Genomic DNA, 12,514 nt, shown 5'->3' on the forward strand with positions numbered 1-12,514 from the left:
GGATCCGAGGAAGGAAGCCACCATGCCCGAAGAGGTTCTCGTGCAGCGCGCGGACCAGGAAGCGGCCCAGGGCCGCCACGCCGCCGCACTGGAGTTGTACGCGAGGGCATGGGAGAGCCGGCACGACGAGACCGCCGACAAGCTGCTCGACCTGGTCGAGGAGTGGGGCGACGTCGAGGCCTCCCTGGAGGTGCTGCGGGGCACCGCCGAGAACGGTGTCTCCGGGGCCTACGAGGCGCTCGCCGCGCTGCTCATCGAGATCGAGGAGCCGGAGGAGGCGCTGGAGGCGCTCACCCTGGCCCACGACGCCGGCCGCGAGGTCACCCTGTGGACGGCCGCGGTGTACGCGGACGAGTTGGGGGAGCGCGAGCGCGCCGAGGAGTGGTACCGCAAGGCCATCGCGGCGGAGGAGCCCGGGGCGCTCAACGACTTCGGCGTCTTCCTCAGCGACGACCAGGACCGGCTGGTCGAGGCCGAGGAGGTGCTGACGCTGGCGGTCGAGCACGGCGACCCGATGGCGCTGGGGAACCTGGGCCGGATGCACCTGGAGGCCGACCGCGCCGAGCAGGCGCTGGAGTGGCTGGGCCGCGGCCTGGACGCCGGGGTGCGCTCGGTGCTGGTGCCGATGGCCGAGGCCGAGCAGCAGCTCGGCCGCTTCGACCAGGCCCGCGCGCACCTCGCCGCGGCGCTGGACGAGGAGATCGAGGGCGCCCAGCTGGCCTGGGCCAACTTCTGCGCCGAGCACGGCACCGCGGACGAGAAGTCCTCCGCCGAGGGCGAGTTCCTGACGGCGCTTCAGCAGGACGAGTACGGTGCGCACTTCGACTACGCCATCTTCCTGGCCGAGCAGGGCCGGATGGACGAGGCGGTCAAGGAGTACGAGGCGGCGGCCGCTGAGGGCGAGTCCAACGCCTGGCTCAACCTGGCCCTGATCTACGAGGACCGCAAGGACCGCCGCACGGCGGAGGACTGCTACCGCAGCGGCATCGAGGCCGGCGACCTGCAGGCGCTGCTCGCCTACGCGGAGTTCCTGCGCCAGTGGGGCCGGCAGAAGGACATCCCGGACCTCTACGCGACCGCCGACGCCCTGGGCGCCGCCCCCGCCGAGGCAGCCCAACTGCGCACCCTGGCCGGCAACGGCTGACCGTTCGGCACGACGGCAGCGGACCGGTGCGGGGAACCCGCACCGGTCCGCTTGCTGTAGCACCTGGCCGAATCAGCCCTGCGACGCCACCGGCGCAGCCTGGGCGGCCTGCGCGGCGGCCTGGGCCTGCTGAGCCTGCGCCTGCTGCGCCCGCATCGCGGCCTCCGTCGCCTGGCGGCGGGCCGCGATCGACTTGATTCCGTTGGCGATCAGCAGCACCGGCAGGATGAACGCCTTGAACATGATGAAGTACGTGCCGCCCTCGAAGATGAAGGCGAGGTAGATCGCGTAGCCGAGGAACGCGACGCCGACCAGGGCGTTGAAGACCCGCATGCCGGTGCTGCCGGACCTGACCGCAGCCAGGGCGATCATCGCGACGCCGCTGACGGCGAGCAGCACGACGTACCAGGAGAACAGCGGCTGCGCGCTGAAGTCGAGATTCACAGGGATCCCCCGAGAGGTAAAGACGAGATAAGGAACGCGCAGACGCTAGCTGATCCCAGCTACCGACGTCGCCTCAGATCCGCCGCCGAAACCACACCGTGACGCAAATCCCGCTGACGGCGGGCAGGAGCTAGGTTGGGGGGACGATGAATCGACTGATCGCCGCACACGGCTCGTACGACCTCGCCCGTTTTCCGGCGGACCCGCGTGACACGCTTCGGGCCTGGGACGCCTCCGACGAGTACCTGCTGCGGCAGCTCGACGGGAGTGCGGCCCTGGACGGGACGCCCGCGGAGCCGGTCGACCTCTCCGGGGAGGTGGTGGTGGTCGGCGACCGGTGGGGGGCGCTCGCCGTCGCCCTGGCCGGGCACCGGCCGGTGCAGGTCAGCGACTCCTACCTGGCGCAGCAGGCGACCAGGGCGAGCCTGGCCCGCAACGGCATCGACCCGGGCGCCGTCCGGCTGCTGTCCACCCAGGACGAGCCGCCGGCCAGGATCGACGTGCTGCTGGTCCGCGTCCCCAAGAGCCTCGCGCTGCTGGAGGACCAGTTGCACCGGCTCGCGCCGGCCGTCCACGCGGGCACCGTCGTCATCGGCACCGGGATGACCACCGAGATCCACACCTCGACGCTCAAGCTCTTCGAGCGGATCATCGGCCCGACCCGAACCTCCCTCGCCGTCCGCAAGGCCCGACTGATCCACTGCACCCCGGACCCGGCGCTGAAGCCCGGCCCCAGCCCCTGGCCGCACAGCTACGAGCTGCCCGGGGACGTCGCCGGCGGACTGTCCGTCACCAACCACGCGGGCGTGTTCTCGGCGGAACGCCTCGACATCGGCACCCGGCTGCTGCTGCAGCACCTCCCGCAGCTCTCAGGACCGACCCGGGCCGTGGACCTCGGTTGCGGCAACGGCGTCGTCGGCACGGCGGTCGCCGCGCTCGCCGGGCCCGGGACGGAGGCGGAGGTCGTCTTCGCGGACGAGTCCCACCAGGCGATCGCCTCCGCGCAGGCCACCTTCGCGGCGAACGGCCCGCACCCGGACGCGCAGGCCGAGTTCCTCATCGGCGACGGCCTGTCCGGCCTGCCGCCGGGCTCGGTCGACCTGGTGCTCAACAACCCGCCGTTCCACTCGCACCAGGCCACCACCGACGCCATCGCCCGCCGGATGTTCGCCGGCGCCCGCGCGACGCTCCGCCCCGGCGGCGAACTCAGGGTCGTGGGCAACCGGCACCTCGGCTACCACGTCATGCTGCGCCGACTCTTCGGCAACTGCACGACTGTGGCGAGCAATCCCAAGTTCGTCGTCCTGAGCGCGATCAAGAAGTAGTGCCGGGTCACTTCAGCAGCCGCGACATCCGGCGGTCGGCGAGGATCCTGCCGCCGGTCTGGCAGGTCGGGCAGTACTGCGTCGACCAGTCGCTGAAGGACACCTCGCGGACGGTGTCCCCGCAGACCGGGCAGGTCTCCCCGGTGCGCCCGTGCACCTGCAGGCCGCTCCTCTTCTCGGCCTTGAGGTCCTTGAGCGGGAGTCCCCGGGCCCTTTCGACGGCTTCGACGAGCGTGCTGACGACGGTGGCGTGCAGCAGCCCCGCCTCTTCCTCGGAGAGGTTCGCGGCGGGCTTGAACGGGGACATCCGGGCGGCGTGCAGGATCTCGTCCGAGTAGGCGTTGCCGATGCCCGCGATCACGGCCTGGTCCCGCAGCACGCCCTTGATCTGGCGGCGCTCGTCCTTCAACAGCGCGGCGAAGGCCCCCGGGGTGAAGTCCGGTGCCAGCGGGTCCGGACCCAGCCGCTGGATCCCCGGTACCTGCTGCGGGTCGCCGACCAGGTACACCGCGAGCCGCTTCCGGGTGCCGGCCTCGGTCACGTCGAAGCCGGCACCGTCCGGCCCGGCCAGGCGGACCCGCAGGGCCAGCGGTCCCTTGCCGGGCTTGGGCGGCAGCTCCGGCAGCCCCTCCTTCCAGCGCAGCCAGCCGGCCCGGGCCAGATGGATCACCAGATGCAGCCCGTCGGCGTCCAGGTCGAGGAACTTCCCGTGCCGGGTCGCCCCCGCGAACACCCGGCCCGCCAGCGCGTCCGGCGGCGGGTCGTAGGTCTTCAGCGCCGACACGGCGAGTGGATGCACCCGCTCCACGGTGCGGCCGGCCAGGTGCTCGGCCAGGAATCGGGCTAGGGACTCGACCTCCGGCAGTTCGGGCATACGACAAGTCTGCCCCAGCCGGCACATCCGGTGCTTCGCGCGGACGGCAACGGCGGACGGCAGCGGACGGCAGCGGAGAGAGGCGCAAAACGGCTGACGGCGGTGCTGCTGTCGGTACTATTGTTACTGGCCGGTAGCAGCCGGTGCGACTGCCAGAGCCAGAGCGAGAGAAGGAACAGCCCATGCCCACGCTGGACCGCCAGGACGACGTCTTCGTGCTCGACATAGGCGACACCGAGAACCGCTTCCACCCGGACTGGCTCGCGGCGGTCAACTCGCTGCTGGACCAGGTGGAGCAGGCCGAGGGGCCGAAGGCCCTGGTGACGGCCGCGAGCGGGAAGTTCTTCTCCAACGGGCTGGACCTGGACTGGCTGTTCGCCCACGGCGACCAGGCGGGGGAGTACGTCGCCGGGGTGCAGGAGCTGTTCGCGCGGGTGCTGTCGCTGCCGATGGTCACCGTGGCGGCGCTGCAGGGGCACACCTTCGCGGCGGGCGCCATGCTCTCGCTGGCGCACGACTTCCGGGTGATGCGGGCCGACCGCGGTTTCTGGAGCCTGCCCGAGGCCGAGATCAACATCCCGTTCAGCGTGGGGATGTCGGCGCTCATCCAGTCCCGGCTGAGCCCGCGGACCGCGCACGAGGCCATGGTCACCGCCCGCCGCTACGGCGGCCATGACGCGCTGGCCGCCGGTCTGGTCGACCGCACGGCGGACGAGGGCGCCGTGCGTGCCGCCGCGATCGAGCTGGCCGCCCCGCACGCGGCCAAGGCCGGCCCGACGGTGGGGACGATCAAGGCCCGGATGTACGCCGGCGTCCTGGACGCGCTGGGGGAGAAGGACCTCACGCTCGGCTGAGCGGGCGGGCGGTGGGCAACTGCACTGGTTGCCGGTGTCCGGCGCCCGCCTCAGCGGGGGCGCCGGACACCGGCCGGTTCACCGATGCTCAGGCTGCGTCGAGGCGGGCCAGCTCCTCGCTGGAGAGCTGCAGGTCCGCCGCCGCCACCGAGTCGCGGATGGTCTCGGGGCGCGAGGACCCCGGGATCGGGATCACCACCGGCGCCTTGGCGAGCATCCAGGCCAGGCAGACCTGCTGCGGGCTCACCCCGTGCGCCTGGCCGACCTGCTGGAAGACGTCGAAGCGCGAGCCCAGCTGCCCCGCGTTGGAGATGCCGCCGAGCGGGCTCCAGGGCAGGAAGGCGATGCCCAGCTCCGCGCACAGCTCCAGTTCCGGCTCGCTGGAGCGGAAGGCCGGCGAGAACTGGTTCTGCACGCTGACCAGGCGTCCGCCGAGGATCTCATTGGCCTGCCGGATCTGCTCCGGATTCGCATTGGAGATCCCGGCGTACCGGATCTTCCCGGCGTCCAGCAGATCGCGGATCGCGCCCACCGAGTCCGCGTAGGGGACCTTCGGGTCCGGGCGGTGGAACTGGTAGAGGCCGATCGCCTCGACGCCGAGGCGCTTGAGCGAGGCGTCACAGGCCTGCTTCAGGTACTCCGGGTCGCCGTTCTGGGTCCACGAGCCGTCGCCGGGGCGCAGGTGGCCGCCCTTGGTCGCGATCAGCACGGCAGAGGTGTCGCCGCCGTAACCGGCCACCGCGCGGGCGATCAGGACCTCGTTGTGGCCGACGTCGGTGGCGGTGAGGTGGTACGCGTCGGCGGTGTCGATCAGCGTGACGCCGGCGTCCAGGGCGGCGTGGATCGTCGCCACCGAACGCTCCTCGTCGGGCCTTCCCTCGATCGACATCGGCATCCCGCCGAGGCCGATCGCGCCGACCTGGACGTCACCGATGCTGCGAGCCTGCATGGAGGATCCTCCTGGGATCTGAGCTGAGCCGATCTGAGCCGATCTGAGCTCTGAAACGTTCTTTCCGACTGTCTGCAACAGCCTGCTCCTCTGCCATTAAGCTGTCCAACAGAGGCTGATGATCCCTTTGAGCACTGCGGGTGATGAATCATGGAACTGCGGCAGCTCGAGTACTTCGTGGCCGTCGCCGAGGAGCGCCACTTCACCCGGGCGGCCAAGCGCCTGCAGGTGGCGCAGTCCGGACTCTCGGCCTCGATCCGCACGCTGGAACGGGAGTTGGGCGCCGCCCTGTTCCTCCGCAGCACGCGCTCGGTCGAGGTGACCCCGGCCGGACAGGCCCTGCTGGTCGAGGCCAGGCGGGCCCTCTCGGCCACCCATGCCGCCAAGGACGCGGTCGCCGCCGTGCAGGGGCTGCTCCGCGGCAGCCTCACCGTGGGCTCGCTGCAGTGCCTGCACGTGGTCCACCTGCCGGCCGTGCTGGCCAGGTTCAGCGCCGCCTACCCGGGGCTGGAGATCCGGCTGCGGCAGGGCGGATCCAACGAGCTGACCGAGGAGGTCCGCTCCGGCCGGCTGGACCTGGCCTTCGTCTCCCGTCCGGCCGGGAGCACCGATGGGGTGCTGGTGGAGCCGCTGGCCGACGAGCCGCTGGTACTGGCCTGCGGCCCGGGCCATCGGCTGGCCGCGCGTACCGAGGTCGGGCTGACCGAGCTGCCGCAGGAGCAGTTCGTCGACTTCCATCAGGACTGGGGCACCCGGGACCTGGTGGACCAGGTGCTCGGCGCGGCCGGGGTGGCCCGCCGGGTGGCGCTCGAAGTGACCGATGTGCACTCGCTGCTGGACCTGGTCGCCTTCGGCCTGGGGGTGGCCCTGGTGCCGCAGTCCTTCGCCGCCAAGACCGACCAGGTGCGCTTTGTCGCGCTGTCCGGCCGACTGCCGTCGTGGCAGACCGTAAGCGTCACCGGCGACCCGGTCAGCCCCGCCGCGGCGGCGCTGCTGCGGGAGATCCGGCACGGCCGCGGCGCCCGCTGAGACCGGCTCAGCGGGCGCCTGTGGGGGTGGGGGTGGGTGGGGGTGTGCGAGCGGGCTACCGGTGCGGGCCGGTCAGGGGGCGATGTTCCACTGCTGGCAGCCGTTGTCCAGCTGCTGCCACTGCCGGACCACGACGCCGTTGGCGGTCCCGCAGTTGGTCACGTCCAGGACCATGCCGTTGCCGACGTTGGAGATGGTGTAGTGGCTGCCGACCGCGGTGACGTTCCACTCCTGGCAGAGGTTGCCGAGCGAGGCCCAGAGGTCGATCGATGTCCCGTTGGACGACCCGCAGTTGACCGAGTCCAGGGTCGTGCCGCTGTTGACGTTGGTGATGGTGTAGCGGTTGCTGCCGAGGCTGGTGAACTTCCACTGCTGGCAGGTGTTGCCCAGCGACGCCCACTGGTCGATCGAAGTACCGTTGGCGGTACCGCAGTTGACGGCGTCGAGGACCTTGCCGCTGTTGGTGTTGGTCAGCCGGTAGGCGGTCCCGGCGACCGGGAAGCTCGCGGTCGGGCTGGTGTAGCCGACCGAGACGATGTTGGCCTGGACCGCGTTGTCGGCCGCGTCGGTCGGGTAGCCGGAGGTCATCACGCCTTCGAAGAAGGAGCCGTCGGACCCGTTGCTGTCGTCGCCGCCGGTGCCGAGGACGATGGCGCCCTCCTGGCTCATCGGCGTGTACCCGCCGGTGTTGGGCAGTGCGCCGTTGTACCAGGTGGTGAGTGATCCGGACTGGGCGTTGCCGCCCTTGATGGCGTAGGTGGTGGTGCCGTTGTTCTTCAGCAGGGCGGTGACGAAGGCGCTGGAGTTGCCCTTGTTGGCGGTGTCGGAGCCGTTGCCCCCGGCGAAGAGGCCGTTCTCCAGGTCGGCCTGGACCCAGGGGCCGGAGCCGCTGCAGGGCGAGAACCAGCACTCGGTGCCGAAGTTGATGGCGTCCATGTGGCCGTTGCCGGTGTCGTCACTGGAGGTCTCGGCGTTGCCGTAGTCGAAGCAGCACCGCGCGTTGACGTGGGTGCCGCTGGTCACCATGTAGGCGCCCTGGGCGGTGCTGCCGGTGGGGACGCCGCTGGTGCTGTTGTCGCGGTAGCCGACCCCGGCCGACACGAAGACCCCGTACACCGAGTGCCCGCCGACGGTCACCGGCAGCGCGTTGGCGATGGCGCCGACGTCCGCGCCGCCGTTGCCTCCGGCCCCCTCGACGGTGAGGTTGTTGTGCTTCGAGGTCTGGTCGTAGATCTCGGTGATGGTGCAGGTGGCGCCGGAGCAGAAGGTGTCCTGGGCCGCGGCGTTGGCGTAGCCGCCGGCGGCGAGGGTGCCGATGTTGAGGGTGGTGGAGTCCGAGGCCCGCTTCACCTGGTAGAGCGAGCCGCTGTACGACGCGAACAGCGCCCGCACGGTGCTGTGCGCGGCGACGCACGGGGTGCTCGCGGCGGCGTAGATGTCGCACGGCAGTGACGTCGCGGCCTGCGCCGTCCCGGCCGTGCTGACTGCGCCGACGAGCATGGCGAGCAGGATCGCCGTGGCGGCGCCCGCTGACAGCAGCGCTCTCCTCAGGTGTCGAAGTCGCATCCGAACGTCCAAGGTGGACCACTCTCCGTTCCGGTGGGCCGTGCAGGGTGGGGGTGGGTGGGGGATGGAGCCGCGCCGACGAGCCGGATCACCTGGGGGCGACCGGGCATGTTAGCGTTAACAATTCTTCCCGTGGGCATGGGTGGTCAGCTCAGCGGGATGTAGTGCGCATGGCAGGCGGCGCGATGGCCATCACTATGGGTCCGGTGCATGATTGCGTCAAGGTGTCCGGCAGAATAAATGTGAGCGCTCACATTCGCTTCACCGACGCATCGCCCTCGCCCCGCCATCGCACCTGGTGGGGCGTCAACACAGGGAAAACCCGTGGTGGGCACAGCAACTGAGGGAGCGTCGCCCGCTGTCGGGCGGCTGCTGCCGGTCGCCTGCTGTCCGTCCGTGCGCGCTATCGGCGCCGGGTGAGCACGCAGTCGCCGCACACCGGGCCGTCGGCCTTCGGTGCCGCCCGATAGATCAGGCAGCAACTCCGCCGCCGGAACCCCCGGACGCCGGCGGCGCCGGTGGCGGTGCCCTGCAGTGCGGGCTGCGTCAGCAGCAGCGCGGCCAGTGCGCGGGTCCGCCCGGCGTGGGCGGGGGACGCGCCGATGACGGCGGCTGCCGAGCCGTTGACCGCGGAGGCGACATTGCCCCACAGCACCCGCCGGGAGACGGACAGCGCCCCAGCGGCCCGGACCAGTTCGGTCAGCGGGCCGCCGACGAGCGCGGCGGCCCAGGCCGACGGCTCGGGCCCCTCGGCCATGGGCTGTTCCTGGGGAAGCGGGGGAAGCGGGGGAAGCCGGCGGGTCGGGGGGACGCGGGGCAGTCGGGGCAGTCGGGGCAGCGACAGCGGGAACAGCCCGCCCGGGACGGGCTGCCAGCGCAGCTCGGCCAGGTCGAGCGGACGGGTGTCACCCTCGACGACGGCCAGGGCCAGCGCCGGTGACAGGATGCGCGCGACCAGGCCCAGGTGGGTGACCGAGGCCGCCACCCGCAGTTCCACGGCGTGGCCGGGCTGCCCCCCGGCCGCGGCCAGATAGCCGCGGACGGCGGCCACCCGTTCCGCGAGGACGGCCGGGTCGTCCGTCAGTTCGCGCATGGAGCGCCACGGGGTGGCGGGGGGAAGCCGGGGGTCGTGGGCCTCGAAGGCGAAGAACGGCCCGAGGGCCGCGATCCGGTCGGTCATCGCGGCCCACCCTAGCGCGGTTGCGCGGCAGGTCGGCGGCACGTTGGTGGCAGGTCCGCGGGGGGTCGGCGGCGGGTCCGCAGAGCGCGAGTGGCCACCCCCTCCCCCTCGGGAATCACGGGCAGTGAACAGAAATTACATATCGTCAATACGGTTGGTTGCAGCAACTTTTGAGGCATCATGGCAGTGCGGGTGCAACGCGTTCTGCGGACCGCTGCCCCGGGCCGAGGGCAGGAGGCGTTCGTGGTGGGAACGGGCGTGGGTGAGGGCGTATTCGGGCTGTGGCACCGCCGCACGGGCGGCGCGCTGGTGATCGGGTTCTCCGGCGAACTGGACGTCTGGGCCTGGGAGCAGCTCGGGCCGCTGCTCGCCGAGGCGCTGGACGGTCATCGGGGCCCGGTGCTGGTGGACCTGCGGGCGGTGACCTTCCTGGACGCCAGCGGGGTGAAGCTGCTGCTGCGGATCCAGCGGCAGCAGGCCTGCCTCGGCCGGCGGGGGCAACTGCTGCGCGGAGAGCCCCGGGTGACGAAGGTGATGCGACTGGTCCGCCTTGAGCAGGAGTTCGATGTCCTGGACCGCCCGCCGGCCGAACCTCCGGATACCCCGCGGGCCGGAGCGGGGGCTGTGGAGGGCCCAGTGGGCCCGGTGCTGCCGCTTGCGCCCGAGGCGGAGCACGGCGGACGGGTGTCACCGCGGGCACGGCTGTACCGCCGCCGCTCGCCGGCCTGACCGGTCCAGCCGTCCGCCGTCCGAGCGCGCCGTCCGAGCCCGACGTCCGGCCGTGCCGTCCGACCGCGCCGCCGCCAGGAGACCGTCGGGCGCGGGGCAGCTCACCGGAAGCGTCCCGACCCGGGCGTCACCGGTTCGGACGCCCGGGGGTGCCGAGGTGCGGTCGGGTGTGGTGCGCTGGCACGAGGACGACTAGCGAGGATGTGCGATGGCATTGCCGGTCATTCCCCCGATCGAGCCGATGCTCGCCAAGTCCGCGGCGGCCGTGCCGACCGGCGGGTACCTGTACGAGCCCAAGTGGGACGGGTTCCGCTGCCTGGTGTTCCGCGACGGTGACGACATCGAACTGGGCAGCCGCGGCGGCAAGCCGCTCACCCGCTACTTCCCGGAACTGGTCGCCTCGCTGGCCGAGGCGCTGCCACCGCGCTGCGTGCTGGACGGGGAGATCGTGGTGGTCGACGGCAGCCGACTCGACTTCGACCGGCTCGCCGACCGCATCCATCCGGCCGAGTCACGGATCCGGCTGCTGGCCGAGCAGACGCCGGCGACGTTCGTGGCCTTCGACGTGCTGGCGGTCGCCGACGACGATCTGATGCGTCGCCCGCTGGCCGAGCGGCACGAGGTGCTGACGCGGTTGTTCGAGCCGCACCCGCGGGTACGGGTGTCCCGCGCCACTCTGGACGTCGAGCTGGCCAGGACCTGGTTCGAGGCCTTCGAGGGCGCCGGGCTCGACGGCGTGGTCGCCAAGCCGCTGGACGGCGCCTACCGGCCCGGTGAACGCGCCATGGTGAAGGTCAAGCACGAGCGCACGGCCGATGTCGTGGTGGCCGGTTACCGGCTGCACAAGAGCGGCCCGGTGGTCGGATCGCTCATGCTGGGGCTGTACCTGGACGGCGGTGTGCTCAACTACGTCGGCGGCGCGAGCGCGTTCACCATGGCCCGGCGCGCCGAACTGGTCGACGAGCTGGCGCCGTTGGTGCTGGGCGAGGGCGAGGACCATCCCTGGACCGGCGAGGACGACGGCGAGCACCGGCGCCCGGGCACGCTCAACCGCTGGAACGCCGGCAAGGACAGGTCCTTCGTGGCGCTGCGCCCCGAGCGGGTGTGCGAGGTGCGCTACGACCAGTTGCAGGCGGACCGGTTCCGGCACAGCGCCCGGTTCCTGCGCTGGCGGCCCGACCGGCAGCCCGAGTCCTGCGGCTACGACCAGTTGGACGTGCCGGCCGCCTACGATCTCGCCGATGTGCTCGGCCCGGAGCCGGCCTAGTCCGCCGCTCCGGCGGTCGGCTCGGCGGGAGTCTCGTCCTCGGTGTGGCGGGCCTTGGACGGTTGGACGCGCTTGGGCTCGCCCGGCATCTTCGGGAAGTCCGGCGGATAGGGCAGGTCGCCCAGCCCGCGGTCGCGCTGGTCCCGCTCGGCCATCTCCAGCAGCGCGTCCAGGGTCGCGGGTGAGTCGTCGACGGACTCGTGCGCATCGCCGCGGTCGGCCAGCAGCGCGGGGACCGTGCGCACGGTGAAGTCGTCCGGGGCGATGTCGGGGAGGTCCGCCCAGCGCACGGGCATCGAGACCCGCGCGTTCGGCGCGGCGCGGGTGGAGTAGGCGGCGGCGAGCATCCGATCCCGGGCCATCTGGTTGAAGTCGGCGAAGATCCGCGCTCCGCGCTCCTCCTTCCACCAGGAGGTGGTCAGCAGTTCGGGGCGGCGGCGTTCGAGTTCGCGGGCGAGGGCGATGACCGCGCGCCGGGCCTCGACGAACGACCAGCGCGGTTCGATCCGCACCAGCACGTGCAGACCGCGTCCGCCTGAGGTCTTCACGAACGGCGCCATGCCGAGCTCGGTGAGCAGCGCCCGGGCCTCGCCGGCGGCCTCGACCGCATCGGCGAACTCCGTGCCGGGCTGCGGATCGAGGTCAAGACGCAGCTCGTCGGGGTGGTCGGTGTCCTCCCGGCGCACCGGCCACGGGTGCAGCTCCAGGGCGTTCATCTGTACCGCCCACAGCGCCGTGGCCGGCTCGGTCACGCACACCTCACGGCCGGTGCGCCCGCTCGGGAAGGCCACCTCCGCCGTCTGCACCCAGTCGGGCAGGCCCTTGGGCGCGTGCTTCGTGTAGAAGGAGTTGCCGTCGTGGCCGCCGGGGAAGCGGTGCAGCGCCATCGGGCGTCCGGCCAGCGAGCGCATCAACCCCTCGGCCACGGCGACGTAGTACTCGGCCAGTTCGAGCTTGGTCACCCCGACGGCCGGATAGCAGACCTTCTCCGGCGACGAGATGCGCACACGGCGCCCGGCGACCGTCACGAACGCCTCGCTGCTGCCCATGAACGAAGGCTAGACGCCCGCCGCGGCAGCCGCATGCGGAGGCCGGGCCCGGTCGGCCCGAACCGGACCTGCCACAGTCCCGCCACGCTCCGAACGCTGTCGAC

At 71.9% G+C, this 12,514-nt stretch carries 12 protein-coding genes; 6 read left to right on the top strand and 6 right to left on the bottom strand.

Annotated elements, in window-relative coordinates:
- Nucleotides 1–22 precede the first annotated feature (22 nt).
- On the top strand, nucleotides 23–1,144 hold the full coding sequence (locus TR46_RS22335) for a tetratricopeptide repeat protein (protein WP_042404121.1): 1,122 nt from the start codon (nucleotides 23–25) through the stop codon (nucleotides 1,142–1,144).
- A gap of 72 nt (nucleotides 1,145–1,216) precedes the next feature.
- Here the strand turns inward: TR46_RS22335 and TR46_RS22340 are convergent, their stop codons facing one another.
- Nucleotides 1,217–1,588 carry a hypothetical protein gene (locus TR46_RS22340; protein WP_052433005.1) on the bottom strand — a complete coding sequence of 124 codons (372 nt, stop codon included), beginning with the start codon at nucleotides 1,586–1,588 and terminating at the stop codon, nucleotides 1,217–1,219.
- A 146-nt stretch (nucleotides 1,589–1,734) separates the two neighbouring features.
- On the opposite strand from TR46_RS22340, the gene TR46_RS22345 reads away from it, so the two are divergent.
- Nucleotides 1,735–2,913: a methyltransferase gene (locus TR46_RS22345; RefSeq protein ID WP_042404124.1), complete on the top strand. Its 1,179-nt coding sequence runs from the start codon at nucleotides 1,735–1,737 to the stop codon at nucleotides 2,911–2,913.
- Nucleotides 2,914–2,920: 7 nt separating this feature from the next.
- On the opposite strand, the gene TR46_RS22350 is transcribed toward TR46_RS22345, so the two are convergent.
- The gene (locus TR46_RS22350; protein ID WP_042404127.1) at nucleotides 2,921–3,787 is read right to left on the bottom strand and encodes an Fpg/Nei family DNA glycosylase; all 867 of its coding nucleotides are present in this window, start codon (nucleotides 3,785–3,787) and stop codon (nucleotides 2,921–2,923) included.
- A 182-nt stretch (nucleotides 3,788–3,969) separates the two neighbouring features.
- Here TR46_RS22350 and TR46_RS22355 point away from each other — a divergent pair, with 182 nt between their 5' ends.
- Entirely contained in the window at nucleotides 3,970–4,641 is a 672-nt protein-coding gene (locus tag TR46_RS22355; RefSeq protein WP_042404130.1) for an enoyl-CoA hydratase-related protein, read from the top strand.
- An 88-nt stretch (nucleotides 4,642–4,729) separates the two neighbouring features.
- Here TR46_RS22355 and TR46_RS22360 read toward each other — a convergent pair whose 3' ends face one another.
- Entirely contained in the window at nucleotides 4,730–5,590 is an 861-nt protein-coding gene (locus TR46_RS22360; protein WP_042404134.1) for an aldo/keto reductase, read from the bottom strand.
- A gap of 150 nt (nucleotides 5,591–5,740) precedes the next feature.
- Between TR46_RS22360 and TR46_RS22365 the strand changes: the two genes are divergently transcribed.
- Nucleotides 5,741–6,619: a LysR family transcriptional regulator gene (locus tag TR46_RS22365; protein ID WP_042404138.1), complete on the top strand. Its 879-nt coding sequence runs from the start codon at nucleotides 5,741–5,743 to the stop codon at nucleotides 6,617–6,619.
- Nucleotides 6,620–6,691: 72 nt separating this feature from the next.
- On the opposite strand, the gene TR46_RS22370 is transcribed toward TR46_RS22365, so the two are convergent.
- Nucleotides 6,692–8,185: an arabinofuranosidase catalytic domain-containing protein gene (locus TR46_RS22370; RefSeq protein ID WP_042404142.1), complete on the bottom strand. Its 1,494-nt coding sequence runs from the start codon at nucleotides 8,183–8,185 to the stop codon at nucleotides 6,692–6,694.
- A 403-nt stretch (nucleotides 8,186–8,588) separates the two neighbouring features.
- Nucleotides 8,589–9,365, bottom strand: coding sequence for a (2Fe-2S)-binding protein (locus TR46_RS22375; RefSeq protein ID WP_042404144.1), 777 nt, complete (start codon nucleotides 9,363–9,365; stop codon nucleotides 8,589–8,591).
- A gap of 258 nt (nucleotides 9,366–9,623) precedes the next feature.
- On the opposite strand from TR46_RS22375, the gene TR46_RS22380 reads away from it, so the two are divergent.
- Together TR46_RS22380 and TR46_RS22385 are read left to right on the top strand one after the other, a co-directional pair.
- The gene (locus tag TR46_RS22380) at nucleotides 9,624–10,094 is read left to right on the top strand and encodes an STAS domain-containing protein (RefSeq protein ID WP_042404156.1); all 471 of its coding nucleotides are present in this window, start codon (nucleotides 9,624–9,626) and stop codon (nucleotides 10,092–10,094) included.
- 208 nt (nucleotides 10,095–10,302) lie between these two features.
- Complete coding sequence (locus TR46_RS22385) at nucleotides 10,303–11,361, top strand: ATP-dependent DNA ligase (protein ID WP_042404159.1); 1,059 nt, start codon at nucleotides 10,303–10,305, stop codon at nucleotides 11,359–11,361.
- Here TR46_RS22385 and ligD read toward each other — a convergent pair.
- On the bottom strand, nucleotides 11,358–12,410 hold the full coding sequence (ligD, locus tag TR46_RS22390; RefSeq protein ID WP_042404162.1) for a non-homologous end-joining DNA ligase: 1,053 nt from the start codon (nucleotides 12,408–12,410) through the stop codon (nucleotides 11,358–11,360). The genes TR46_RS22385 and ligD overlap by 4 nt on opposite strands.
- Nucleotides 12,411–12,514: the final 104 nt, after the last annotated feature.

Source organism: Streptacidiphilus carbonis (genome assembly GCF_000787775.1).
Lineage (GTDB): Bacteria > Actinomycetota > Actinomycetes > Streptomycetales > Streptomycetaceae > Streptacidiphilus > Streptacidiphilus carbonis.